24 protein-coding genes and 1 riboswitch are annotated in these 23,906 nt (G+C 67.4%); of the genes, 20 read left to right on the forward strand and 4 right to left on the reverse strand.

The window, feature by feature from the left end:
• Positions 1-159 precede the first annotated feature (159 nt).
• On the reverse strand, positions 160-2,346 hold the full coding sequence (locus AC1ME3_RS06925) for a TonB-dependent receptor (protein ID WP_480955385.1): 2,187 nt from the start codon (positions 2,344-2,346) through the stop codon (positions 160-162).
• Between the two features lie 169 nt (positions 2,347-2,515).
• Positions 2,516-2,755, reverse strand: a riboswitch (cobalamin riboswitch).
• 324 nt (positions 2,756-3,079) lie between these two features.
• On the opposite strand from AC1ME3_RS06925, the gene AC1ME3_RS06930 reads away from it, so the two are divergent.
• From AC1ME3_RS06930 to AC1ME3_RS07020, 19 genes are all read left to right on the forward strand, one after another.
• Complete coding sequence (locus tag AC1ME3_RS06930) at positions 3,080-3,814, forward strand: hypothetical protein (RefSeq protein ID WP_480955386.1); 735 nt, start codon at positions 3,080-3,082, stop codon at positions 3,812-3,814.
• On the forward strand, positions 3,804-5,234 hold the full coding sequence (locus tag AC1ME3_RS06935) for a DNA-packaging protein (RefSeq protein WP_480955387.1): 1,431 nt from the start codon (positions 3,804-3,806) through the stop codon (positions 5,232-5,234). The genes AC1ME3_RS06930 and AC1ME3_RS06935 overlap by 11 nt, the downstream gene beginning before the upstream one ends.
• Before the next feature lie 170 nt (positions 5,235-5,404).
• Positions 5,405-6,538 carry a phage portal protein gene (locus AC1ME3_RS06940; protein ID WP_480955388.1) on the forward strand — a complete coding sequence of 378 codons (1,134 nt, stop codon included), beginning with the start codon at positions 5,405-5,407 and terminating at the stop codon, positions 6,536-6,538.
• On the forward strand, positions 6,538-6,843 hold the full coding sequence (locus tag AC1ME3_RS06945; RefSeq protein ID WP_183129183.1) for a DUF6127 family protein: 306 nt from the start codon (positions 6,538-6,540) through the stop codon (positions 6,841-6,843). The genes AC1ME3_RS06940 and AC1ME3_RS06945 overlap by 1 nt, the downstream gene beginning before the upstream one ends.
• Positions 6,840-7,268, forward strand: a complete 429-nt coding sequence (locus AC1ME3_RS06950) for an HK97 family phage prohead protease (protein WP_480955783.1) — start codon at positions 6,840-6,842, stop codon at positions 7,266-7,268. The genes AC1ME3_RS06945 and AC1ME3_RS06950 overlap by 4 nt, the downstream gene beginning before the upstream one ends.
• A gap of 216 nt (positions 7,269-7,484) precedes the next feature.
• Positions 7,485-8,486: a phage major capsid protein gene (locus tag AC1ME3_RS06955; protein WP_480955389.1), complete on the forward strand. Its 1,002-nt coding sequence runs from the start codon at positions 7,485-7,487 to the stop codon at positions 8,484-8,486.
• 171 nt (positions 8,487-8,657) lie between these two features.
• Positions 8,658-9,206, forward strand: a complete 549-nt coding sequence (locus AC1ME3_RS06960; RefSeq protein ID WP_480955390.1) for a head-tail connector protein — start codon at positions 8,658-8,660, stop codon at positions 9,204-9,206.
• A gap of 29 nt (positions 9,207-9,235) precedes the next feature.
• Complete coding sequence (locus tag AC1ME3_RS06965) at positions 9,236-9,586, forward strand: DUF3168 domain-containing protein (RefSeq protein WP_480955391.1); 351 nt, start codon at positions 9,236-9,238, stop codon at positions 9,584-9,586.
• A gap of 26 nt (positions 9,587-9,612) precedes the next feature.
• Positions 9,613-10,020, forward strand: coding sequence for a phage tail tube protein (locus tag AC1ME3_RS06970; RefSeq protein WP_480955392.1), 408 nt, complete (start codon positions 9,613-9,615; stop codon positions 10,018-10,020).
• Between the two features lie 173 nt (positions 10,021-10,193).
• Positions 10,194-10,508, forward strand: a complete 315-nt coding sequence (locus AC1ME3_RS06975) for a gene transfer agent family protein (protein ID WP_133032131.1) — start codon at positions 10,194-10,196, stop codon at positions 10,506-10,508.
• Between the two features lie 65 nt (positions 10,509-10,573).
• Complete coding sequence (locus AC1ME3_RS06980; RefSeq protein ID WP_480955784.1) at positions 10,574-10,696, forward strand: phage tail assembly chaperone; 123 nt, start codon at positions 10,574-10,576, stop codon at positions 10,694-10,696.
• Entirely contained in the window at positions 10,686-11,234 is a 549-nt protein-coding gene (locus tag AC1ME3_RS06985) for a tail tape measure protein (RefSeq protein WP_480955785.1), read from the forward strand. Before AC1ME3_RS06980 ends, AC1ME3_RS06985 begins: the two co-directional genes overlap by 11 nt.
• Before the next feature lie 168 nt (positions 11,235-11,402).
• Complete coding sequence (locus AC1ME3_RS06990) at positions 11,403-13,676, forward strand: DUF2460 domain-containing protein (protein WP_480955393.1); 2,274 nt, start codon at positions 11,403-11,405, stop codon at positions 13,674-13,676.
• A 175-nt stretch (positions 13,677-13,851) separates the two neighbouring features.
• Entirely contained in the window at positions 13,852-14,649 is a 798-nt protein-coding gene (locus AC1ME3_RS06995; protein ID WP_480955394.1) for a DUF2163 domain-containing protein, read from the forward strand.
• A complete protein-coding gene (locus AC1ME3_RS07000; protein ID WP_480955395.1) occupies positions 14,646-15,017 on the forward strand; it encodes an NlpC/P60 family protein in 372 nt (123 codons plus the stop codon). Before AC1ME3_RS06995 ends, AC1ME3_RS07000 begins: the two co-directional genes overlap by 4 nt.
• Before the next feature lies 1 nt (position 15,018).
• The gene (locus AC1ME3_RS07005) at positions 15,019-17,181 is read left to right on the forward strand and encodes a phage tail protein (RefSeq protein ID WP_480955396.1); all 2,163 of its coding nucleotides are present in this window, start codon (positions 15,019-15,021) and stop codon (positions 17,179-17,181) included.
• Positions 17,182-17,203: 22 nt separating this feature from the next.
• Entirely contained in the window at positions 17,204-17,707 is a 504-nt protein-coding gene (locus tag AC1ME3_RS07010) for a DUF2793 domain-containing protein (protein WP_480955397.1), read from the forward strand.
• Between the two features lie 119 nt (positions 17,708-17,826).
• Complete coding sequence (locus AC1ME3_RS07015) at positions 17,827-18,945, forward strand: OmpA family protein (protein WP_480955398.1); 1,119 nt, start codon at positions 17,827-17,829, stop codon at positions 18,943-18,945.
• 565 nt (positions 18,946-19,510) lie between these two features.
• Complete coding sequence (locus AC1ME3_RS07020; protein WP_480955399.1) at positions 19,511-20,329, forward strand: shikimate 5-dehydrogenase; 819 nt, start codon at positions 19,511-19,513, stop codon at positions 20,327-20,329.
• Between the two features lie 5 nt (positions 20,330-20,334).
• On the opposite strand, the gene ygfZ is transcribed toward AC1ME3_RS07020, so the two are convergent.
• Entirely contained in the window at positions 20,335-21,072 is a 738-nt protein-coding gene (gene ygfZ / locus AC1ME3_RS07025; RefSeq protein ID WP_480955400.1) for a CAF17-like 4Fe-4S cluster assembly/insertion protein YgfZ, read from the reverse strand.
• Between the two features lie 133 nt (positions 21,073-21,205).
• On the opposite strand from ygfZ, the gene pyrC reads away from it, so the two are divergent.
• Complete coding sequence (gene pyrC, locus AC1ME3_RS07030) at positions 21,206-22,255, forward strand: dihydroorotase (RefSeq protein ID WP_480955401.1); 1,050 nt, start codon at positions 21,206-21,208, stop codon at positions 22,253-22,255.
• Between the two features lie 105 nt (positions 22,256-22,360).
• On the opposite strand, the gene AC1ME3_RS07035 is transcribed toward pyrC, so the two are convergent.
• Both AC1ME3_RS07035 and AC1ME3_RS07040 read right to left on the reverse strand, forming a co-directional pair.
• On the reverse strand, positions 22,361-22,705 hold the full coding sequence (locus AC1ME3_RS07035) for a hypothetical protein (protein ID WP_480955402.1): 345 nt from the start codon (positions 22,703-22,705) through the stop codon (positions 22,361-22,363).
• A 179-nt stretch (positions 22,706-22,884) separates the two neighbouring features.
• Positions 22,885-23,649 carry a DUF1134 domain-containing protein gene (locus tag AC1ME3_RS07040; protein WP_480955403.1) on the reverse strand — a complete coding sequence of 255 codons (765 nt, stop codon included), beginning with the start codon at positions 23,647-23,649 and terminating at the stop codon, positions 22,885-22,887.
• Positions 23,650-23,906: the final 257 nt, after the last annotated feature.

The following is a 23,906-nucleotide window of genomic DNA, read 5'->3' on the forward strand; positions in this document are numbered from 1 at the left end:
GTGTACCAGCGAGGGCTCGTACCCTGCGTGGCGGGATAATGGGTTGTCGAATACACTCCATGATCATCAGGTAGCCGAATACCCGATTGCGCGCCGTCGGCGGCGTCGAAGACCGAGCCGGCACCGGGCGAACTCGCCCGGTGCCGGTCGTCGATGGGTCTAGAAGCCGAAGCGGAGTGCGATGTCGATCGCGCGGGGGCGGCCGAGGACCCATTGCTGGTTGTTGTAGGTGTTGAGCGCGTAGGTCGTGTCGAACAGGTTGTAGGCGTGGATGTCGACTGCGAGCTGCGGCGTTGCGGCGTAGGAAAGCGTCGCGTCCACCGTGGTGTAGCTGGGGACGCGGAAGCCGTTGGCATTGTCCGAATAGCGGCGGCCGACGTAGCGCAGCCCGGCGCGTGCCTGAAGTGCACGTGTCGCGTTCCAGCGCAGCCAGAGATTGGCGAGCGTCTCGGGCACGTCGGGCGGCGTGTTGCCGTTGAAGCTGGTGCCGCCGGAGATGAAGTCGTCGAACGTCGCGTCGAGGATGCTGCCGTTGGCGTCGATCCCGATACCGTAGGGCAGGTCGAGCGCCACCGCCGCCTCGATCCCCTTGGCCGATCGCTGTCCGACCTGCTCGATCGGGCTGGTCGCGGTCTGTTGCGCCAGGAGGCGTTTCTTGACGACGCGGTAGGCGGCCAGCGTCGCGGTGCCGTGGCCGTCGAGGAACACCGCCTTCGCGCCGACCTCGACCTGGTCGCCGACCGCGTTGCTGAACTGCACCTGCCCGGTCGAATAGGTGGTCAGCGTGCCGAGCGGGTCCACGCCCGTCGCATATTGCGCGTACAGCGAGACGGTCGGGATCGGCTGATAGACGCTCCCGACGCGCCAGGTCACGTTGTGCAGCCGCTTGTCGAGCGCGAACGTCTCGGTGGAGACGCCGCTGGGATAGTCGATCGTCCAGCGTCGTACCTTGTCGCGCTCGTAACGTATCCCGCCGACGATCGAGAGGTGCGTCCCGAGCTTCAGGCGATCCTCCGCGAAGAGCGCGTATTCGTCGGTGCGCGTGCGATAGCGCGGCGCGATCCCCTGCGTGTCGACGATCAGGCCGGGATCGAAGGCGAAGGGATCGACCTCGGAGATTTGAGGGTCCGAACCGAAATTGTGCGAATAGGTCAGCTTGATGAGGTTGACGTCGAAGCCCGCGACGAAATCATTGTCGATGCCGTCCGCGATCGGGGTCTTGAGCGTGAGGCTGGCCTGATCGCCCCATTGCGTCTGGTCGTGGACGATACCGGTCATGTCGGTGCGGAAGATGCGCCCTGGCGTGCCCGCATCGGCGTTATACCCGTTGGGACAGAAACCATCCGCAGCGATCCAGCAATAGCTTTCGAGGTTGAGCCAGGAACGCTTGGACGTCAGGCGATACGCCTGGTTGCTAAGCGTGAGCGTATCGCTGGGCGTCCAGTCGACCTGCACCGTCGAGCGGTTGTCGCGGTAGCGGATGTAGCCGTCGCGCGTGTTGTAGTTGCGCTCCCGATTGGCGTCGTCGAGCCGGCCGTCGATCAGCGGCGTACCGAAATAGCGCATCGGGTTCTGGTTGCCGTAGTCGTCACGGGCGGTGACGACGAGCGTGTCGGTCGGCGCCCAGCGTAGCGTGGCGGAGAGCGCATAGCTGCGCGACTGGCCGCGATCGACATAGCCGTCCGATCGTCGGTAGCTGCCGTCGATGCGGTAGGCGAGGCGGTCGGTGATCGGCCCCCCAGCGCCGGCCGCGACGTGAAAACTGTCCTGCGAACCATAGCCGATCTCGCCTTCGACCTCGGTGTGCTGCGTATCCGGTTTGCGCATCAGGACGTTCACCGCGCCCCCCAGCGCGCCCTGGCCGTACAGCACGGAGGCGGGACCGTTGAGGATGTCGATGCGCTCGACCATCCACGGATCGGTCGGGAAGGTGATCGTGCCCGCCGACGGGAACAACCGCACGCCGTCGATGAGCTGGAGCACCGAACCCTGGCCGCTGAAGCCGCGGGCGGCGAGCGCGGTGCCGCCATTGCCGGGGTTGCCAGCGTTGCTGATGCCCGGTGCGCGGCTCTCCGCGTCGATCACGGACATGTCGCCGCGCGCGCGGATCGTATCGCCATCGATCACCGAGATCGTCGCGGGGGTCTCGAGCGGGGTGAGGCCGAGGCGGCTGCCAGTCGTGTTGACCGTGGTCAGCGTGTCCTTCGCGTGCTGGCCGACGACCAGTATGTCTTCGGTGTTGGCGGTTGTGCTGGCGGGCGGCGCGGATTGTGCGCCGGTCGGTGTCGCGAACGCAGGCGACAGCAAAGCCCCCGCAAGTGCGAGGCGAGATGTCAGGAATGGCATTACGGTAATTCCCCGGAGCGTCTAGCGAACCCGGCAAGGACCTCCCGCGAACGGCCGGCATCCGCGCCAGCCGGACGCCATCGCGACCGACACGCATGCCCGTGCGGTCCTCACCGCACACGTCGTCGCTCGACGGAGTACCGTGCCGCGGCCACCCCCTGGGCCAGGCAAGAGCGACCAGACGCCGGCAGGTCTCCTGGCTCACGGGTCGTCACACGATGCACGGCCTTCCCAGGCCGTGCGTGACATCACGCCTGGCCCAGTGGCTGCCCCTTTCGTTCGAGAAAGGAGCGATATGCATCGCGCTCGCCGCTTACAGTTGCAGGGACAGCCTCGGCTTCGAACGGCGAACCATCCTCACCGCGTTCCCTTTTAAGTCCCTCTCGGGACACCGACGCGATCATGTCGACCTGCTCCGATGGAGCTGGTCGACGGGAAGGGTGTATCCGGATCGACGGCTGCGGGCAATCGCCACGGGGAACCGTCGCGGACCGCGCGGGGTGAACCATATAGGTTAAAACAGCTTGACATCGTCACGCTCGTTCGGTACATAACAAGAACGCTGAAGAATTGCGGGTTGGGCTGGGTGGCTTGGCTGCGGAGACGAGGGGCCGGGACGGTCGGGGTGGGAGCCTCGGGCGTTGCCGGCCCTCGTTGCGTTCTGGCGGGTTTGTTCATGAGGTAGCGGGGGCGCGGTATGATGGGCTTTCGGAAGGTGGGAGATAGTGCCGGCGTGGGCACGGGTGCTTTGGCGGACGGGCGGCGCGGGACGATCGTGAACGGGAGCAGGAACCGGGGGATCCAGAGGCGGGCGCTGCGGTACGACGGATGGACCAAGCCGCGGCGGGCGGAATTCCTGCGGGCGCTGGGGACGACGTGCAACGTCAGGGCGGCGGCGGCGAGTGTCGGGCTGGCGTTGAGCGGTGCGTATGCGTTGCGGCTGCGCGACCCGGTCTTCGCCGCGTCTTGGGCGGCGGCGCTGGCTGGTGGCTATGACCGGCTCGAGGAGGCGTTGCTGGCGGCGGCGATCGCGGGGTTGAGCGGCGACTGGGGGGAGGAGACGCGCGAGGCGGCGGCTGGGGCGGGGACTGGCGGTGAGGGCGATGTGGCGCTCGATGCTGGGGTGGAGGCGGGGCTGGGGACGGGACCCGATACCGGAGTCGTGCGGCTGGCAGGCATGCAGGCGGTGCAGGTCGCGCTGGCGATGCTGGGCCGGTATCGCGCGGCGCAGGCTGAGGGCGGCAAGCGCCAGAAGACGCGGCATCGGCGGGCGTCGCCCGAACAGACCAATGCCTCGATCGCGAAGAAGCTGGATGCGCTGGCGAAACGGCTGGCGCCGCCGGTCGCGGTGATCGTGCTGGGGGCACCGTCGGATGATGACGGGTCTTCTCCGGTGGCGCCTCCTGAGAAGCCCCCTGAGAAGCCCCCTGCGAAGCCTCCTGAGAAGGACGTTCGGCATGAGCGATGACCGGTCTGGTGCGGGCACGCCTGGCGGGGGTTCGGACGGCGTGGGGGAGGACGGCGTGGGGGGTGAAGGCGATGCGGGGGATAGCCGGGATGTGATCGCCGAGCTGGCGGCGTTGCCGGCGGCGCGGCGGGCGCGGCTGGTCGGGACGCTGACCCCGGCCGAGCAGCATGAGCTGAACGATCGCTGGTCCGTCTGGGCGCATCCGGGGCAGTGCCTCGACGGTCGGCGCATCGGTGATCGGATCGCGGCGGACGACTGGCGGATCTGGGTGATTTTGGCCGGGCGCGGGTTCGGCAAGACGCGGGCCGGGGCGGAGTGGGTCAGCCAGGTCGCGCGGGACAATCCCGACGCCCGGATCGCGCTGGTGGGGGCGACCATCGACGATGTGCGGCGGGTGATGATCGAGGGGGAGAGCGGGCTGCTCGCCGTCGCGCGCGATGACGAGGACCCGGTGTGGCGGGCTGGGCTGGGGGAGCTGCGGTTTGCCAATGGGGCGTTGGCGTCGGCGTATTCGGCGGAGGCGCCGGAGGGGTTGCGCGGGCCGGAGCATCACGTGGCGTGGTGCGACGAGGTCGCCAAGTGGCGCAACGGGAAGGCGACGTGGGATAACCTGATGATGGGGCTTCGGCTGGGGACGCTGCCGCGGATCGTGGTGACGACGACGCCGCGGCCGGTGGCGTTGTTGCGGCGGATATTGGCGCTGCCGGGGGTGGTGCGGTCGCAGGGGCGGACGCGGGATAACGTGCATCTGCCGGCGAGTTTCGTGGAGTCGATGACCGCGTCCTATGCGGGGACGCGGTTGGGGCGGCAGGAGCTGGATGGTGAGCTGATCGAGGATGTTGTCGGCGCGTTGTGGACGCGGGAGCTGGTGGAGTCTCGGCGGGTGGCTTTTGCACCGGCCGTCGTGCGGGTTGTCGTTGGGGTGGATCCTCCCGCCGGGAGTGTGTCCGGGGGGCCTGGGGATGCTTGCGGGATCGTGGTGGTGGCGCTCGGGGATAACGGGTTTGCGTATGTGCTGGAGGACGCCAGCGTGTCCGGGGCTAGTCCCGAGGGGTGGGCTCGGGCGGTGGCGGAGTGCGCGGCGCGGCATGGGGCGGACCGGGTGATCGCGGAGGCTAACCAGGGGGGGACTATGGTGGGGAGTGTTCTTTCTGGCGCTGATCGCGCGATGCCGGTGAAGCTGGTGCATGCTTCGCTGGGGAAGGTGGCGCGGGCTGAACCGGTGGTGGCTTTGTATGAGTCTGGGCGGGCCTGGCATGTGGGGGCTTTTCCGGACCTGGAGGATGAGCTTTGCGGGCTGATCGCGGGCGGGGGGTATGAGGGGCCGGGGCGGTCGCCTGATCGGGCCGATGCGCTGGTGTGGGCGATGACCGAGGTGATGCTGGGGCCGCGGGCTCGGGTTTCGGTGCGGGTGCTTTAGGGGTGGCCCTCTCCCCTTTGGGGAGAGGGAAGGAGGAGCTCTTGCGACGGGAGGGTGAGGGGTGGTTGGGATTTTGGTCCCGAGCCTCATTCCCCTCTCCCTCCCACGCGCAAGGGCGCGCGGGCCCCTCCCTCTCCCCGTAGGGGCGAGGGAATTCAGAGGAGATCGGCATGAAATTGTTCGGGTGGAAATCCGGGCGCGATGAGTCGCGGCCGGTGTTGTCTCGGTCGGCGGTGGCCGGATTCGGGGGCGCGATCGGGGGGGCGGCGTTTGGCGAGTGGCCGCGGAGTTACGAGGCGCAAGTGCGCGAGGCGTATCTGGATAATCCGATCGCGCAGCGGGCGGTCAAGCTGGTGGTGGAGGGGCTGGGGAGCGCGCCGATCGTCGCGTCGGATCCGGCGTTGCTGGCGCTGGCGACGGTGCGGTCGGGGGGGCAGACGCTGATCGAGACGGTGGCGGCGCACCTGATGCTGCACGGCAATGCGTATGTGCAGGTGCTGCGCGATGTCGAGGGCGGGGCGGCGGAGCTTTATGCGTTGCGGCCGGAGCGGGTGACGGTGGAGCCGGATGCTAGTGGGTGGCCGGCTGCTTACCGGTACCGGGTGGGGGAGCGGGTTTCGCGGTTGCAGGCGGATCCGGTTCGGCCCGAGGTGATCCACTTGAAGAGCTTCAATCCGGTCGACGATCATTATGGGTTGGGGTGCCTGGGGGCGGCTTCGGGGGCGGTGGCGATCCACAATGCGGCGGCGCGGTGGAACAAGGCTTTGCTGGATAACGCGGCGCGGCCTTCGGGGGCGCTGATGTATGATCCGAAGGACGGCGCGGTGCTGTCGACCGAGCAGTTCGAGCGGTTGCGGGGCGAGCTGGAGGCGTCGTTCTCGGGGGCGGGGAATGCGGGGCGGCCGATGCTGTTGGAGGGGGGCCTCAGGTGGCAGGCGTTGAGTTTGTCGCCGGCGGATATGGATTTCGTGGGGACGAAGGCGGCGGCGGCGCGGGAGATCGCGCTGGCGTTCGGGGTGCCGCCGATGCTGCTCGGGCTGCCGGGGGACAATTCCTATGCGAACTACCGCGAGGCGAACCGGGCGCTTTGGCGGCTGGCGATCTTGCCGCTGGCGACCGCAGTGTTGGGCGGGATCGCGCAGGGGCTGGCCGGGTGGTTCGAGGGGGCGGCGATTTCGGTCGATCTCGACCGGGTGCCGGCGCTGGCGGAGGATCGCGAGCGGCTTTGGGGGATGGTGAGCGGGGCTTCGTTTCTTAGCGATGTGGAGAAGCGGGCGTTGCTCGAGATTCAGGAGGTGGCGTGATGGATGGGGCGGTTTTGGCGCAGTTGATGCGGCAGGGGGCTGAGCGGGGCGTCGACCTGGTGACGTTGCGGGCGATCGTCGAGGAGGCGGGGGAATTGGGGGCGGCTCGGGCCTTGGCGCGGGTGGCGTTGAGTGATGAGCGGGCTCGGGAGGATGTCGCGGAGTTGCGCGAGCTGCTGGCGGCTTGGCGGGATGCGAAGCGGTCGGTGTGGAAGGCGGTCGTGGGGTGGATCGCTCGGCTGGCGATGGCGCTGATGCTGGCGGGGCTGGCGGTGAAACTGGGGTTTGCCGCGTGGTTGAAGTGAGCCCTCGATACGCCGTCTCGACAGGCTCGACAGCTACTCGGGACGAACGGGGAGGGGGCGAAGTGGCGTTCGTTGGGTATGCGGCGGTGTTCGATGTGGTGGATCGGGCGGGGGATGTGGTGCGGCGGGGGGCTTTTGCTGATGCTCGCGTGGTGCCTTTGTTGTGGCAGCATCGGGGTGTGGCGGTTGGGTCTTTGTCCGTCGTTGCGGAGGATGCACGGGGGTTGCGGGTCGAGGGGGTGGTTGCGGATTTTGAGCTGGCTCGGCTGGTGCGGGCTGGGGCGGTGGCTGGGTTGTCGGTTGGGTATCGGGCGACGTCCGTGCGGCAGGGGGTGAGGCGGGAGCTGCTGTCGGTCGACTTGGTCGAGGTTAGTCTGGTGGCGGTGCCTATGCAGGTTTTGGCCCGGGTTGAGGTGGTGCCTTAGCGGTTTCCCTCTCCCTGTCGGGGAGAGGGGGGAGGAGCTGTTGCGACGGAAGGGTGAGGGGTGGTTGGGATTTAGGTCCCGAGCCTCACTCCCCTCTCCCTCCCACGCGCAAGGGCGCGCGGGCCCCTCCCTCTCCCCGGAGGGGCGAGGGGATTTTTGAGTTTCATGGGGCGTCCTGCGGGGCGCCTTTTTTCGTTTTCGGTGGAGGAGATGGACATGAGTGTTGTTGACCGGCCGGTTTTGGCGGGGGCTTCCCCCTTGGCGCAGAATGCGGCGTTTGCGGGGTTCGTTCGGACTGGCGCGACGCTGGAGATGAAGGCTTTTACCGGGGTTACGGGGGACGCGGGCGGGTTTGCGGTGCCGCGGGAGATTGATGCTCAGATCGATACTTTGCTGAAGGCGGTGTCGCCGATCCGGGCGATCGCCAATGTGGTGAAGGTTGAGTCGGCTGGGTACCGGAAGCTGGTGACGACTGGGGGTACGCCTTCCGGTTGGGCGGCGGAGAATGCGGCGCGGCCGGAGACCGCTTCGCCGGTGTTCGTCGAGATCGCGCCGCCTACGGGGGAGCTGTATGCCAATCCGTCGGCTAGCCAGGCGATGCTGGATGACGCGGCGTTCGATGTCGAGGAGTGGCTGGCGGGCGAGATCGCGATGGAGTTCGCGAAGGCCGAGGGGGCGGCGTTCGTGTCGGGTTCCGGTGTGTCGCGGCCGAAGGGGTTTCTGACGTCGGCTACTGCGGCGACTGCGGATGGGGTTCGGGCTTTCGGGACTTTGCAGTATCTGGCTAGCGGGACTGCGGGGGACTTTTCGGCCAGCCCGCAGGAGCGGTTGATCGATCTGGTTCAGTCTTTGCGCGGGCCTTATCGGCAAGGGGCCAGCTTTGTCATGAATGCGGCGACGCTGGCGCGGATCCGGAAGTTCAAGACGACGGATGGGGCGTTCGTTTGGGCGCCTTCGCTGGCGGCCGGGGTGCCGGCGACGCTGCTGGGGTATCCGGTGGTGGAGGCCGAGGACATGCCGGATATCGCGGCGAATGCGCTGGCGATCGCGTTCGGGAATTTCCGGGCGGGGTATATTATTGCCGAGCGGACGGAGACGGGGATCCTGCGCGATCCGTATTCGAACAAGCCTTTCGTCAATTTCTACGCGACCAAGCGGGTCGGTGGGTGCGTGACGAACTCCGAGGCTATCAAGCTGATGAAGTTCTCGGTGGCTTGAGTGGTGCCCCCTCTCCCCTGCGGGGAGAGGGAAGGAGGAGCACTTGCGACGGGAGGGTGAGGGGGAGTTGGGGCGGGGGTTCCGAGCCTCACTCCCCTCACCCTCCCACGCGCGAAGGGCGCGCGGGCCCCTCCCTCTCCCCGGAGGGGCGAGGGAAATAGGAGAAATTCCATGGGTGGGTCGGCGATTTCTGCCGGGGTGATCGCTGAGGTGGTCGTCGCGGCTAGGGCTTTGTTGCGGGTGGAGAGCGGGGAGGATGTCGTGCTGGCGCGGTTGGCGTCGACGGCGTTGCTGCTGGGGGAGGCTTTCCTGGGGGCGGCGGTGATCGTGCGGCCGTTCGAGGATGTGGTGACCAGTGCGGCGGGGTGGCGGCGGCTGTTGGTCGCGCCCGTCACCGTGATTTCCGGGTTGACCGGGTTGCCTGGCGAGGGGGCGCCGTTCGTGTTGGCGGTCGGGGCGTATGCGGTCGATATCGATGCGGATGGGGTCGGGTGGGTTCGGGTTCTTGCCGCGGGATCGGCCGGGCGGGTGGCTGTCGCGTATTCGGCCGGGCTGGCCTTGAGTTTCGAGGCGGTGCCGGCGCCGATCGCGCAGGGGGTGGCGATGCTGGTCGCGCATCTGTTCGATCACCGGGAAAGCGATGTCGCGCCGCCGGCGGCGGTGGCGGCTTTGTGGCGACCTTATCGGCGGATGCGGTTGTCCGCTGGGGTGCATTCGTGAGCGGGCGGGTGGTCTTACAGGCGGCTGTCGTGGCTCGGTTGAACGCTGTGCTGGACGTTAGCGTGTTCGATGCGCCGCCGGTTCGGAGTGGGCTGCCTTATGCGGTGGTCGACGAGCCGGTGCTGTCGGACTGGAGCACGAAGACCTGGGTCGGGCGGGAGGGGCGCGTTCTGCTGACGCTGTTCGATGGGGGGGAGCGGCCGGTTCGGGTCCGCGCTCTGCTGGCGGCGGCGGAGGAGGGGTTGGAGGCTCTGGCGCCTGATCTTGGTGAGGGGTGGCGGGTGGTTCGGCTGGCGCTGGTGCGGTCTCGGGTTTTGCGGGTCGGCGATCGGTGGCGGGGGACGTCGGAGTTTCTGGTGCGGATGTACCGCGAGAGCTGAGTGGCACGGTTTTGGGGGAGACGGACATGGCGGTGGAGAAGGGGAGTGCGTTCCTGCTGAAGGTGGGGAACGGGGCGGTGCCGGTGGTCTACTCGACGGTGGCCGGGCTGCGGACGACGCAGATGTCGGTCAATGGGGAGGCTATCGTTGTTACTACCAAGGATTCCGGGGGGTGGCGGCAGTTGCTTTCGGGGGCTGGGGTTCGGAGTGTTTCGGTTTCGGGGGCTGGGGTCTTTACCGGGTCGGTGGCGGAGTTGCGGGTGAAGGCTAGCGCGCTGACCGGTGTGCTCGATGATTATCGGCTGGCGTTCGAGGGGGGGGACACGATGACGGGGAAGTTCCTAGTGTCTCGGCTAGACTATGCCGGGGATTTCAATGGGGAGCGGTCTTACACGCTTAGCCTGGAGAGTTCCGGGGCTGTTGTTGTGGGGTGAGTTTGGGTCCCTCTCCCCGTCGGGGAGAGGGAGGGAGGAGCCGCTTGGCGACGGGAGGGTGAGGGGTGGTTGGGATTTGGGTCCTTAGCCTCACTCCCCTCTCCCTCCCACGCGCAAGGGCGCGCGGGCCCCTCCCTCTCCCCGGAGGGGCGAGGGAATTTTGGAGACATCTTATGGGTGATTTGGCGAATCCGGTTCGGGGGGAGGGATCTCTTCGGGTGGGGGGAGAGGTGCTTGTTTTGCGGCCTAGCTTTGCTGCGCTTGTGGCGGCGGAGGGGGAGTTGGGGCCTTTGTTTGCGCTGGTGGAGCGCGCGGCGGAGGGGAAGCTCGGGATTGGGGAGATGGTGGGGCTGTTCTGGCATTGTCTGCGCGAGTGTCCCGAGGGGGTTACTCGGGAACGGTTGGGGGAGGCGGTCGTCGAGGCGGGGCTGGCGGCGGTGACGCCGGTTTTGCGGGGGCTGTTGCGGCAGATCCTGGCGGGGAAGTGACGTTCTCCGACAATGCGGCGCGGTTGGCTGGCTTTGCTGGCGCGGTGCTGGGGTGGGCGCCGGAAATGTTCTGGCGGGCTACGCCGGCGGAATTGGCGGGAGTCGTGGGGGCTTTGGTGGGGGACGTGCAAACGCCGCCCGATGCTTCGACGATCGCGCGTTTGAGGGGGGCTTTTCCTGATGGATGATCTTGATGCGGCTCTGGTGAGCGTGCGGGCGGATACGACCGGGTTTTCGCGTGACGTCGAGGCGATGCGGGGTGAGCTGGAGGGGGTGCTCGGCGCTGGGGCGGAGCGGGCTGCGCTTCGGGTTGAGGCGGGGCTGTTGCGGGCGGTTCGGTCTGGGAAGTTGGGGTTCGAGGAGTTGAAGGGGGTGGCGCTGTCGGCGCTGGATGCGATTGCTTCGGCGGCTTTGAAGGCTGGGGTGCAGTCGGTGTTGCGTGGTGGGGGTTTGAGTGGGGCGCTGGCGGGGCTGGTTGCTGGGTTGCCTGGGCGGGCGACTGGTGGGCCGGTTTCCCCGGGGCGGGCTTATGTCGTGGGGGAGCGGGGGGCGGAGGTTTTCGTGCCTACCTCGAGCGGGCGGGTCGAGGCTGGTTCTGGTGGTGGCGTGCGCGAGGTGCGGGTCGCGATCACGGTGAATGCTGCCGGGGGGAGTGCGCCTGGGGTGTTGGCGCAGTCGAGCCGGCAGGTGGCTCGGGCGGTCAAGGCGGCTTTGGCGGTGGAGTGACCTTGTCCCTCTCCCTTTCGGGGAGAGGGAAGGAGGAGCTCTTGCGACGGGAGGGTGAGGGGCTTTGGGATCAGCGTCCCGAGCCTCACGCCCCTCTCCCTCCCACGCGCAAGGGCGCGCGGGCCCCTCCCTCTCCCCGGAGGGGCGAGGGAAAGTTGGAGAATCTTCATGGCGCATTGGCTTTGCTCGGGGCGGACTGTGCAGGTCGGGGGGCTTGTTTCTCGGTTCGATCCTCGGTTTTGGACGGTGGATTTTCCGCGGCCGATGATGGCTTCGGTTGTGACTACTGGCCCCGCGTCCCTGCGGGTGGATGCGGTGTTTTATAGGGCGGATGATCTGGCGGGCGTGATCTGGGAGGCGGTGGATCGGTTCGATCATCCTTTACTGAAGTATGAGACTTCGCGGGATTTTCGGGACTGTCGGCTGCGGTTTCGGTGGCGGTCTTCGGGGGTGATGGCGTTGGATGCCATCAATGGGCCCACTCTCACGATCGAGGGGCGGGATGCGGCTGGGGTCGCTCGGTCCTGGTATGTGCGGTTGTGGAATTATGCGGTGGGAGCGCCGGAGGATGCGGTCGTCTCGCTGGATTTCGGGGCGATGGTCGGCGGGTATGAGCTGCCCGAGGATAGCGATCCGGTGTGGGCGGGGGATATCGACCGGATGTTCGTGTCGGTGGTGCCGCCGGAGTATAGCGAGGTCGATGTGCCGCTGGCCGCGCCGCGCGAGGGGTGGGTCGAGTGGACCGACCTCGTTTGCGAGGGGCCGGGGTCGGTGCTGGCGATCGGCGATGCCGTCGTGCCGGAGCACGGGGTTCGGATCGCTGGGGGGTATGACGATAGCTATAACCTGACGCCGGCGCGGTTGCTGCGGAATGCGCTGCATCTCGGGTATCGGGGGAGCATCACGCATTATGTCGGGATGAGCCATTATTTCCGGCTCGAGGGGGCTGGGGGCGGGTTTTACGTGTCGGCAGTGGGGGGCGTCCTGAACGTCGCTTGTGCGGCTTGGCATCGAGATTTCGCGGCGCGGGCAAAGGCGCTGGGTTTCGATGTGATCTGGTCGCTGAGTTATGAGCTGTTCGATGCGCATTGCTGGAGCGACTGGAAGCAGCGGGCGGCCGATGGGGCGCCGGCGCTGACGGGGTGGGAGCCGCCTTCGACGCTGCTATCGCCGGCGCATGCTGGGGCGATGGGGTATCTGCAAGCCGTGGCTCGGGCCTTTATGGGGATTGCCGTCGCCGCGGGGTTGGCGCCCAAGTTCCAGGTCGGCGAGCCGTGGTGGTGGGTGATGCCGGACGGCCGGCCGTGCTTTTACGACGCGAGCGCGGTGGCGGCGTTTGCGCCCGTGGCGATGGCGAATATTCGGCGGTCGAAGACGCCTGCGCAGATCGTTACGCTGGATGCGGCGGGGTTTTGCCTGGCGGCGTCCACGGCGGCGCTGGTGGCGGCTGCCAGAGCGGTGGCGCCGGAATGCGTGTCGCATCTGCTGACGTATTTGCCGACAGTGCTCGATGCGAAGGCGCCGGAGGCGAAGCGCGCGAACATGCCGGTGGGGTGGGCTAGTCCTGCCTTCGACGTGCTGCAGTTGGAGGATTACGACTGGGTGACGGCGGGGGATTCTGCGTCGTCTGCGGAGGGCGTGGCGGTCGCGTTCGCGCGACTGGGGTATCCGGTCGAGAGGCAGCATTATCTTTCGGGGTTCGTGTTGAAGCCTGACCAGGCGGCGGAGTGGGGGCTGATCGAGGCCGCCGCCGAGGTGGCTCGGGCGCGGGGGGTGGCGGAGACGTTCCTCTGGGCGCTGCCGCAGGTGATGCGGGATGGGTTCGTGCATTTTGATACGGAACAGGAGGATGCCGTGGACGCGTTCGATGACGTGCTGTTTCCGTTGGAACTGGGGCGCGAGGCCGAGGTGGCGCCTGGGTTTTCGACCGCGATCTTGACGAGTGCGGGGGGGCGGGAGGCTCGGAACGCGGCGTGGGCGGAGGCTCGGACGTCGTACGATGTCGGGCCGGGGTTGCGGAGCGAGGCGGACATCGCGGTGCTGCTCGCGTTCTTTCGGGCGCGGATGGGGGCGGCGCGGGGGTTTCGGTTGCGGGATCCTTTCGATTTCGACGCTGTCGGGGAGGTCGTTGGGGTTGGCGATGGGGTCTTGCGGCGGTTTGCCTTGGTAAAGTCGTACGGGGCGGCTGAGCGGCGGATTACCCGGCCGGTTGCTGGCAGTGTTTCGGTGGCTTTGGGGGGCGTTGGGACTTTGGCGTTTTCTGTCGAGGCTGGGGGGTGGGTGGTGCTGGATGTGGCGCCTGCCGTTGGGGCTGTGGTGACGGCGGGGTTCGCGTTCGATGTGCCGGTTCGGTTTGCCGAGGATCGGTTGAGCGTGGCTCGGGCTACGTTTCTGGCTGGGGTGGCGGCGAGTGTGCCGCTGGTTGAGGTTCGGGAGGCTTGATCTTTCCCTCTCCCCGCCGGGGAGAGGGAGGGAGGAGCCGCTTGGCGACGGGAGGGTGAGGGGTGGTTGGGATTTGTGTCCCTAGCCTCACTCCCCTCTCCCTCCCACGCGCAAGGGCGCGCGGGCCCCTCCCTCTCCCCGGAGGGGCGAGGGAATTCCTTTGAAGGAGACGTTCATGTTTCTGGAGGCTGAGCTGGCTTCGATCGCCTTGTGCTGGCGGATCGAGCGGCGGGATGGGGTGGCGGTGGGCTTGACCGCGCATGACCGGGATTTGGTGGTGGACGGGCTGGTGCACCGGGCTGCGCCGGGGATGACGCCTTCGGCGATCCAGCGGAGTGAGGGGCTGGAGGCGGATACGATGGATGTGGCGGGGGCCTTGACGTCTGCTGCTATCGGCGAGCGGGATCTGCTGAGCGGGCGCTGGGATGGGGCTCGGGTGGTGTTGTTTGCGGTGGATTGGACCGATCCGGTTGCTCGGGTGGAACTCGGGGAGGGCGTGATCGGCGCGGTCGAGCTGGGGGATGCTGGGTTCACTGCGGAGCTGCGGGGGGCGAGTGCGGCGCTGGATCGGGCGGTGGTGGAGGAGACTTCGCCGGAGTGTCGGGCGGAGCTGGGGGATCGGCGCTGTCGAGTGGCGATGGAGGGGCGGCGGCGGTTTGCTCGGGTTGTTGCTTGCGAGGGGACGGTGGTGACGTTGGACTCCAGTGCGGAGGGGCTTGGGGGTGGGCTGTTGCGGTGGTTCGGGGGCGCGAATTGCGGGTTGGAGAGTGCTGTGGCGCGGGGTGCGGGGGTGGCGGTTACGTTGCGCGCTGTGCCTTCGTTCGTCGTGGAGGCGGGGGTGTTGGTCGAGGTCGTCGAGGGGTGTGACAAGAGTCTCGCCACCTGTGCGGGGCGGTTCGGGAATGCGGTGAACTTTCGCGGGGAGCCGTATTTGCCGGGGATCGATCTGCTGACGCGATATCCTGGGGCTTGAGCCGGGTTGCGGATGCCGCCGTGCAGGCGGTGGGGACGCGGTTTCGGTTGCATGGGCGGGGGGCGGATGGGCTCGATTGTGTCGGGCTGGTCGCGCTGGCTTTGCGGGCCGGGGGGTATCTCGGCGAAGTTCCGAGCGGGTATGCGCTGCGGGGTGGCGATTGGGGTTTGCTCGACCGGGTGCTGGTGCGGGTTGCCGAGGCTGAGGCGGGCGACGTGCTGCTGATGGCGGCGGGGCCGGGGCAGGTTCATCTGGGGATCAGGACGGCTGGCGGCTTCGTGCATGCGGACGCGGGGTTGCGGCGCGTGGTGGAGCGGCCGGGGATGCCGCCCTGGCCGGTGCTCGGTGTGTGGCGGATGGAGGTGTGACATGGCGACCTTGGTATTGACGGCCGTGGGAAGCGCGGTGGGCGGGCCGATCGGGGGCGCGATCGGCGCGTTGATCGGGCAGTCGGTGGATCATGCGCTGTTCGGGCCGAAGCGGCGGGAGGGGCCGCGACTGGTCGAGCTGGCGGTGCAGACTTCGTCTTACGGGGCGCAGATTCCGAAATTGTTCGGCACGATGCGGGTGGCAGGGACGGTGATCTGGGCGACCGATTTGATCGAGAGTCGGAGTTCGTCTCGGTCGGGCAAGGGGCAGCCTAGTGTCTCGACATACTCCTATGCGGCGTCTTTTGCGGTGCTGTTGTCGGCTCGGGCTATCCGCGGCGTGGGGCGGATCTGGGCTGAGGGGAAGCTGCTGCGGGGGGCGGCAGGGGACTTCAAGACGGCTACCGGGTTTCGGTTGCATCTTGGGGGTGAGGATCAGGCGGTGGATCCGTTGATCGCGTCGGCGGAGGGCGCGGCGACGCCGGCGTATCGGGGGGCGGCCTATGCGGTGTTCGAGATGTTGCAGTTGGCGGATTTCGGGAATCGGATTCCTTCGCTGACGTTCGAGGTGATCGCGGACGAGGGTTCGGTGCTGGTGTCGACGATCGCGAAGGCGCTGGCGGGGGAGGTTTCGGGGACGGCTTCGCTGGCGGTGGGCGGGTTCGCGGCGTCCGGCGGGAGCGTTCGCGCGGTGCTGGAGGTGCTGGGGCAGGCTGGCGGGGCCTGGTTTGCACCTTCCGGAGCCGGGTTGGTGATGCAGGATGCGGCGGGGGCTACCGTCGTCGTGGCGGACGAGGGGTTTGCGGTTGAGGGAAAGGGCGTGCGGCGGGCTCGGGCTGTGGCGGCGATCGAGACTGTGCCGCGGACAGTGACCGTTGGGTATTATGATGCGGCGCGGGATTATCAGGCGGGTGTTCAGCGGGCGCGGCGGCCGGGGGCTGGTATGCGTGATGACCGCGTCGAGGTGCCGGCGGTGCTTGAGGCGGGCGCGGCGAAGACTGTGGCGGAGGCGATGCTGGCGCGGGCTGAGGCTGGGCGAGTGCGGCGGACAGTTGCGGCGGGGTTCGGGGCGATGGCGATCGCGCCGGGGGCTTGCGTGACGATTGCTGGCGAGGGCGGCGTCTGGCGGGTGGCCGATGTCAGCATCGAGGGGATGGTGACGACGCTGGGGCTGGTGCCGCTGGTGGCCGCGTCGCTGCCGGCGAGCGCGACGAGCGGGCGGGTTTCGGGGGCGGTGGATGCGGTCGTCGGCGTGACGATCTTGCGGGCTTTCGAGGTTCCGGGGCTCGAGGAGGTGCCGTTGAGTGCGCCGCGGATGACGGTGGTTGCGGCGGGGACGGGGGCGGCGTGGCGGCAGGCGGCTCTGCTTTACAGCGTTGACGATGGCGTGAGCTGGGTGGCGGCCGGGGCGACGGCTGCGCCTGGGGTGCTTGGGACGATTGCGGTTGTGGCGCCCGGCGCACCGGCGACGCTTGTCGATCTGCGGGGAGCGTTCGAGGTGGTTCTTGCGCAGGCGGGGATGGAGCTGGGCGATGCGGATGCGGCGGCGCTGGATCGGAGCGTGAATTTGGCTCTGCTGGGGGACGAGTTGGTGCAGTTCGGTCGAGCGGAACCGCTGGGCGGCGCGCGGTGGCGGTTGAGCCAGTTGCTGCGTGGGCGGCGGGGAACCGAGGCGGCGGCTGGCCTGCAGATGGTTGGGGAGCGGTTCGTGTTGCTCGAGACGGGGACGGCTCGGGCGTTCGACTTGCCGGTGTCGGTGATCAGGCGCGAGGTTCGCGTGATCGCGTCCGGGGTCGGTGATGATGCGCCGGTCGAGACGCGGTGCGTGATGCACGGGGCTTCGGTGGTGCCGCCTTCGCCGGTGCATCTGCGGTTCGCGAGCGAAACCGACGGCAGTGCGACGGTGCGGTGGACGCGGCGGAGCAGGGCGGGGTGGCGCTGGATCGACGGGGTCGATGCGCCGTTGGCCGAGGAGGTCGAGGCGTACCGGGTGACCGTGACGGCTGGCGGAACCTCGCGCGATGTCGATGTGGCGGAGCCCTTTGTCTCGGTCACGGCGGCGGAACGCATCGGTTCCGTAAGCATCGCAGTCCGGCAGCGTGGTGTGTTCGGAGAGTCGCTCGCGGCGGAACTGATCGTACCGCCCCTGATCGTACCGGCGTGATTCACCAACGGGGGAACGAATTATGAGCGACGACCGCACAGCGCGTCTGGCATTGCCATTGTTGCAGCCTGGCCAGGCGCAAAAGGAAGCGACGCATAACGAGGCGCTGACATTATTGGATCTTGCGGTGCAGGCGAGCGTGACGGCGGTGGGAACCAACGTACCGCCAGCGGTGCCGACGGTGGGCAGCGCCTGGATCGTGGGAACTGCACCGACCGGTGGCTGGGTCGGGCAGGCGCGGGCGATCGCCGGGTGGACGGCGAGCGGGTGGCGGTTCCTGGCGCCGCGCGAGGGCATGACGGCGTGGAGCATTGCCGATGGGCAGGCGGCGCGGTTCGGTGCGGGTGTCTGGACGTTGGGAGTACTAGCCGGGAGCCGGGTCTCGATCGGCGGCGTCGACGTGGTCGGCGCAAGGCGCGCGGCGGTTCCGGATGCGACGGGTGGCGCCGTGATCGATGCCCAGTCACGAGCGGCGATTGGTGCCATATTGGCAGCATTGCGGGGCCACGGACTGATTTCCGCTTAAAACACCCCAAAAACTGTGTCGTTCCGGCAACACATCCAACTTTTGTTAGCTTGCGTGGAAACAAGCCCGAGGATAGGGAGTTTGCGATGTCCGTGTGACACTCATGAAAGGGGATTTATATGCGGAAGCTTGCCGTCGTTCTGGCACTCGCCTCCACCGCACTTGCTACTCCCGCCCTCGCCCGCGACAAGTCGTGGTACGTTGGCGTCGAAGGCGGTGGGATGATCGTTGAAGACATCGACTATGATATCGGCGCCGTTGGGTCCGGTTCGGTCGATCATGACTATGGTTACGACGTCGATGCCGTGATGGGCTACGACTTTGGCGGTTTCCGCCTCGAAACCGAAGTCGGCTACCGTAAGGCAACCGTGGACGGCTACTCGTCGAACACGACCACGCCTGTGTTCGGTCGCACCGGCGTTCGCGGCAACGCGGGCCAGGGTAACTACGACTACGCTGGCGGTTCGTCGTCGGCGCTCAGCTTCATGCTGAACGGCCTTCTGGACTTCGGTCCGGACGATGGCATCCAGGGCTTTGTCGGCGGTGGTGTTGGTGTTGCTCGCGTCAAGGCGCAGTACGGCCTCAACAACAACGGCGATTTCCTGAACGATTCGGACACCGTGTTCGCATATCAGGGCCTGGCCGGTATCCGTGCACCGCTGACCGACCACATCGACGCGACGCTGAAGTATCGTTTCTTCAACGCCGAGAACGTCAAGCTGGTCGACGTTTCGAACCGCGTGTTCGACGGTCGCTATCGTTCGCACAGCATCCTTGGTGGTGTGACGTACAACTTCGGCGAGCCTGCTGCTCCGCCGCCGCCGCCGCCGCCGCCGCCGCCCGAGCCAGTCGCTCCTCCTCCGCCGCCTGCGCCGGTCGAAGTCGTCTGCTCGCCTGGTCCGTTCATCGTGTTCTTCGAATGGGACAAGTCGGACATCACGCCTGAGGCAGCGTCGATCCTCGACAACGCCATCACGCAGTACCAGTCGTGCGGCAACGCACAGGTCATGCTGGCAGGTCACGCCGATAAGTCGGGTTCGGCATCGTACAACGTCGGTCTGTCGCAGCGCCGCGCAGATGGCGTGAAGGCATACCTGTCTTCGCATGCCATCCCGGACAGCGTCATCTCGACGGAAGCATTCGGCGAGAGCCGTCCGCGCGTCGAGACCGCCGATGGCGTTCGCGAAGTGCAGAACCGTCGCGTGGAAGTCACCTACGGTCCGGGTTCGGGCCAGTAAGACTTTCGCCAACCGGCTTTCGGGTCGGTTACGGAATGAAGTTTGGGGAGGTCGGCGCAAGCCGGCCTCCCTTTTCTTTTGTGCTTCGCGGGGGAGGGGCAATCGCGAAAGTTCGTGGATTGAGCGAGTGTCGATTTTGTTCGCGCGGAGCCGCGGAGAGTAAGGGCGGAGATGAATCGTTCCGGGTAAGCGCATCCGTGAAAGCGGCTTTGGATGGTAGGCTTCGCCAAGGCGGGGCGATGGCGAAACGCGCTAGGCAAGCCGGCTTCTTACTCTCGCGGCGCCGCGCTTCCTCGCGAACAAAATCAACGCCTGGGCCTTTTGCGACGGCGGTGTTTGGCGGAACGTCGATGTATTCACGCGAAGGCGCAAAGGCGCGAAGAGGGTTTGCCGGTGGCGGCGTTGGTCGCCTTCTCATGGGATTTTTCAGTGCTGTCGCGAGGGCGGGAGGCGCAGCGCTTGGCTGGGGCCGACATCTTTGCGGCTTCGCGCGTTCGCGGGAAAACATCTATCGACGCTTCACCACGGCTGCCCGTGAGCATATTAGGGTGCGCTTGCCGAGGAGATGCAGATGAAACCGCTGATGGGTCGGGACACGCGGCTGTGCATGTCGTTGTCGGCGCGGCCGGGAAATTTCGGGTCGCGGTTCCATAACCGGCTCTACGAGCTAATCGGGCTGGATTTCGTCTACAAGTCGTTCTCGACCACGGACCTGGAAGCGGCGATCGGCGGGATCAGGGCGCTCGACATTCGCGGGTGCGCGATCTCGATGCCGTTCAAGGAGGCGGTGATCCCGCTGCTCGACGGGTTGGCGCAGTCGGCCAGCGCGATCGACAGCGTGAATACGATCGTCAACGATGACGGCGTGCTCACCGGGCACAACACCGATTACGGCGCGGTCGTCGATCTGGTTGCGGATCTCGATCGGGCGATGCCGTTCGTCGTGCAAGGATCCGGCGGGATGGCGAAGGCGGTCGTGGCGGCGCTCGGCGACAGCGGATTTCGGGGTGGCACCGTTGTCGCGCGGAACGAGGCGGCCGGGCGCGCGATCGCGGATCGCTATGGTTTTGCCTGGGCGGCGGAACCGATGGGTGAGGCTGCTTTGCTCGTCAACGCCACGCCGCGCGGGATGACCGGCGCGGATGCCGATGTACTGGCCTTTCCGGCGGACATGATCGCGGCCTGCACCGTAGCGTTCGACGTGGTGCAATATCCGGTCGCGACGCCGTTTCTAAAAGCTGCGGCCGAAGCGGGCAAGCGGTGCATCACCGGGGCGGACGTGGCCACGCTCCAAGCCTTGCAGCAGTTCGTACTGTATACGGGCGTGACGCCCTCCGTGGCTCAGGTAACGGACGCTGCGGACTGGGCGCGCGCAAACCCGTGAGCGAGTCAGTCGGTGGGCGTTTGGGTTAGCGCCGCGGCCAGCCAGAGCGGAACGATGGCGTCGCCAAGTGCCTCGACGCGACGATGCTCTACCATCAGGCCGAGTTCGGGATAGGTCACGCGTGTCCTTCCGCTCGGTTCGGTGAACGGTGCGACGATCAGCCGGCGGTTGACCTTCGAGCGGTGGTGCATCCGCGCGGTGTTTTCCTGTCCGACGTAGCACCCCTTGGTGAAGCTGACGCCGTTCAGCTCCCTCGCGTTGCATTCGAGCCAGAGTGTTTCGCCCGCGCCGAGTTCGCCGACGCCTTCGGTCACGCCGAGCGACAGGCGGTGCGCGTGCCAGTCGGTTGCGGGTTCAGCCGGTGGTCCGAGCCAGCGGCGTCCCAGGTCCGCAAGCCGGGGGTCGGGAACGCCGCGGTCGCCTTCCCGTGCCCAATGGACTGCGCGATCGTCGAGCGCGAATGTGATCGCGCGGCGCAGGCGGTAGAGCGAAAGGCGCTTCGTCAACGCGTCGGCTTGCGCGGCCTCGACGTCGATCAGCACGTTGGCGCCGTCGGCCCACAGGATGAAATCGAACAACGCCTTGCCTTGCGGCGACAGCAATGCCGCCCAGGCGGGCGCGTCTGGCGTGAGCAGCGCCGTGTCGGCGGTGACCAGCCCCTGCAGGAAGCCGCGTACGTCTTCGCCGGCGACGCGGATCACGCTGCGGTCGGCGAGCATCGTTCCGGGAAGATCAGTGTCCATGACTGTCACCTAGTGCGCGTGGAGCGATTTCCAACCAAGGGATGGTTTCACCCCTAGCGAGCATCGGTCGACGCGACGAAAACCCGGGCTGGTCCGTCTGGCGTCGGGGCACGTGCGCCGATAGGAAGGCGGCATGACCGACCGCCTCACGATCCGCCGCCCCGATGACTGGCACGTCCACCTGCGCGATGGCGCGATGCTGGAGGCGGTCGCGGGGCATACCGCGCGGCAGTTCGCGCGGGCAATCATCATGCCGAACCTGACCCCGCCGGTGACCTCGGTCGCGGCCGCCGAGGCATATCGCGAACGGATCATGGCGGCGTTGGGCGGTGGCGAAGATGGGGGCGTCGATTTCACGCCGCTGATGACGTGCTACCTCACCGACGGCACCGATCCGGCCGAGCTCGAGCGCGGCTATGCGGAAGGCGTGTTCGCCGCGTGCAAGCTGTACCCCGCGCACGCCACGACCAACTCGGCACACGGCGTCACCGATATCCGCGCGCTGACGGCTGTGCTGGAGACGTTGCAGCGGATCGGCATGCCGCTGCTGATCCACGGCGAGGTGACCGACAAGTCGATCGACATCTTCGACCGCGAGGCGGTGTTCGTCGAGCGCGTGCTGACGCCGCTGGTGCGCGACTATCCTGGGCTGAGGATCGTGCTGGAGCATATCACGACGGCGGAGGCGGCGGCGTTCGTGGCCGAAGCGGATCATCCGATCGCGGCAACGATCACGCCGCAGCATCTGCTGATCAACCGTAATGCACTTTTCGACGGCGGGCTTCGGCCACACGCCTATTGTCTGCCGGTGCTGAAGCGCGAGACGCATCGATTGGCCGTGCGGCGCGCGGCGGTATCGGGGTCGCCGCGGTTCTTCCTGGGGACGGACAGCGCGCCGCATGTCGTCGGGGCGAAGGAGTCTGGGTGCGGGTGCGCGGGGATCTTCAACGCACCGTTCGCGCTGGAGGCGTATCTGCGCGTGTTCGACGAGGAGGGGGCGCTCGACACGTTCGAGGGGTTCGCGTCCGAGCATGGCGCGCGGTTCTACGGGTTGCCGTTGAACGAGGGGACGGTGACGTTGGTGCGCGGCGACGTCGCAGTGCCGGCGTCGGTTGGCGCGGGGGATACGGCGGTGGTGCCGTTTCTCGCCGGGACCAATGTCGGGTGGCGGTTCGAGGGGTAAACTACCCTCCAATCGCAGTAAGTCGCCAACGCTCCGTATTGCTGGGCTCGACCCAGCTCCAGAGCCATGCATGACGACGTTTGTCGCTCTGGATCCTGACTTTCGTCAGGATGACGAGGTCTTTAGTCGATCCAGCCACAGCCGCGCTTCCTTCTGTTCGCCGACCGCGCTGGCGCTGACCGGGCCGCGGGCGGCGAAGAAGTCGCGGTGGAGCGCGAACGGCTCGAGCATCAGGCGTTCGCGCATCGAATCGATGTCGGTGCCCATCTCGGTGAGCGCGTCAATCGTCGGCGCGATCGCGGCGCGGACGCGGCGGTCCGGGGTGCGGTCGAACAGGCCCAGCGAACCCGAGGCGGTTTTCTCGAGCGCTGCGATCAGCGTGTCGCGGTATTCGGTTTCGAGGTCTTCGCGCTGGGCGTCTAGACGGGCGAGGCGGTCGGGTTTTGCCATTTGCCGGGGGTAGCGGTTGGAGTGGGGGCGTCAACTTTTGGCGCTTGGGTGCAGTAGCGCCAAGCTACGGTGAGTTGTGGGCGCGTGCCGTGGGCAAAGCCCACGTCGTCGGACGGGGCTTTGCCCCGCCGGCCGGGCTTGCGCGAGTCAGCGGGGCGTGGCCCGCTGCCGCGCTTCGCCTAAAACGGCAACCATCGGCTCTTGTGCGTGAGATTCATATACCCGACGTTCACGCCCGCGCGCCAGCCGACGCCGAGGCGGATCGGGATCAAGACGACGTTGCCGCGCCTCAAGTACGTCGCGGCGAAACCGCCGACCAGGTAGAGCCGGCCTTCAACTGCTGGGAAGCGCTTGTAGAGTTCTTCGGTGTCGTAGAGGTTGTAGACCAGCACGAAGACCTTGTTCGCATCGCCGCCGACGTCGAAGCCGACCGACGGCCCGGTCCAGTAGACCGGCTGCTGGCCCTCGACCTTGTGGCTCATGATCCCCGAGCCGTAGCGGACGCCGAGGATGAACGCGCCCGAGGCCTCGCGCCCGGCGATATAGGCATTGGGCCGGCCCTGGTCCTTGAGGATCTTCTCCAGCAGCCCGCCCAGCCCGGCGGCGCCCTTGCCGAACACGCCTTCGCCTGCCGCGAGCAGGTCGTCGCGTTCATAGGTGTCAGCGGCCTGCATCGTCGCCTCTGCGCGCGTTTCCGGGGGGCGGGTGGCGGTCGTCGTGACGGGCGGGGCGTCCTGCGCCGGCGTCTCCGGATAAACGGGGTCCGGCGCGGCCGGGCGTGACGGCTGCGTGCTCGCCTGCGGGCGCGAGGGGGGCTGATAGGCGCGCGGCGCAAGATCGCCATCGATCGCCTGGTTGGGATCGATCGTTCGAACCTGCGCGGACGCGGTGCCGCCGCAAACGGCTGCCGCTAGGGCACCCAGGCCAAGCCAGACGCTACGCATGTCGATCGATCCCCAAATATCAAGGCATCCCGTGTCGCCAGGTTGGCCACCAGAATGCCTGTCGCCAGCCAGATTAACCAACCTAGGCCTTGCCGCGCAATGAACGAACCGGGCGTGCGTGTCGAATTTGGGCGAATTCGGGGTGAACGGCAGGGTGGGGGCGGACGGGCGCGCGCCGGGATGGTGGGAACGAGCCGGGTGGGACGGAACCGCAGCCGGGCGGCAAACCCATGTCGCGTCACCCAATGCGGGAATTC

Source organism: Sphingomonas sp. BL2 (genome assembly GCF_056680015.1).

Bases quoted from the DNA above. Each gene is read 5' to 3' on its own strand.
- AC1ME3_RS06925 (WP_480955385.1), bottom strand. From the start codon at position 2,346: ATGCCATTCCTGACATCTCGCCTCGCACTTGCGGGGGCTTTGCTGTCG.
- AC1ME3_RS06935 (WP_480955387.1), top strand. From the start codon at position 3,804: ATGAGCGATGACCGGTCTGGTGCGGGCACGCCTGGCGGGGGTTCGGAC.
- AC1ME3_RS06940 (WP_480955388.1), top strand. From the start codon at position 5,405: ATGAAATTGTTCGGGTGGAAATCCGGGCGCGATGAGTCGCGGCCGGTG.
- AC1ME3_RS06945 (WP_183129183.1), top strand. From the start codon at position 6,538: ATGGATGGGGCGGTTTTGGCGCAGTTGATGCGGCAGGGGGCTGAGCGG.
- AC1ME3_RS06955 (WP_480955389.1), top strand. From the start codon at position 7,485: ATGAGTGTTGTTGACCGGCCGGTTTTGGCGGGGGCTTCCCCCTTGGCG.
- AC1ME3_RS06960 (WP_480955390.1), top strand. From the start codon at position 8,658: ATGGGTGGGTCGGCGATTTCTGCCGGGGTGATCGCTGAGGTGGTCGTC.
- AC1ME3_RS06970 (WP_480955392.1), top strand. From the start codon at position 9,613: ATGGCGGTGGAGAAGGGGAGTGCGTTCCTGCTGAAGGTGGGGAACGGG.
- AC1ME3_RS06975 (WP_133032131.1), top strand. From the start codon at position 10,194: ATGGGTGATTTGGCGAATCCGGTTCGGGGGGAGGGATCTCTTCGGGTG.
- AC1ME3_RS06980 (WP_480955784.1), top strand. From the start codon at position 10,574: ATGTTCTGGCGGGCTACGCCGGCGGAATTGGCGGGAGTCGTGGGGGCT.
- AC1ME3_RS06990 (WP_480955393.1), top strand. From the start codon at position 11,403: ATGGCGCATTGGCTTTGCTCGGGGCGGACTGTGCAGGTCGGGGGGCTT.
- AC1ME3_RS06995 (WP_480955394.1), top strand. From the start codon at position 13,852: ATGTTTCTGGAGGCTGAGCTGGCTTCGATCGCCTTGTGCTGGCGGATC.
- AC1ME3_RS07005 (WP_480955396.1), top strand. From the start codon at position 15,019: ATGGCGACCTTGGTATTGACGGCCGTGGGAAGCGCGGTGGGCGGGCCG.
- AC1ME3_RS07010 (WP_480955397.1), top strand. From the start codon at position 17,204: ATGAGCGACGACCGCACAGCGCGTCTGGCATTGCCATTGTTGCAGCCT.
- AC1ME3_RS07015 (WP_480955398.1), top strand. From the start codon at position 17,827: ATGCGGAAGCTTGCCGTCGTTCTGGCACTCGCCTCCACCGCACTTGCT.
- AC1ME3_RS07020 (WP_480955399.1), top strand. From the start codon at position 19,511: ATGCAGATGAAACCGCTGATGGGTCGGGACACGCGGCTGTGCATGTCG.
- ygfZ (WP_480955400.1), bottom strand. From the start codon at position 21,072: ATGGACACTGATCTTCCCGGAACGATGCTCGCCGACCGCAGCGTGATC.
- pyrC (WP_480955401.1), top strand. From the start codon at position 21,206: ATGACCGACCGCCTCACGATCCGCCGCCCCGATGACTGGCACGTCCAC.
- AC1ME3_RS07035 (WP_480955402.1), bottom strand. From the start codon at position 22,705: ATGGCAAAACCCGACCGCCTCGCCCGTCTAGACGCCCAGCGCGAAGAC.
- AC1ME3_RS07040 (WP_480955403.1), bottom strand. From the start codon at position 23,649: ATGCGTAGCGTCTGGCTTGGCCTGGGTGCCCTAGCGGCAGCCGTTTGC.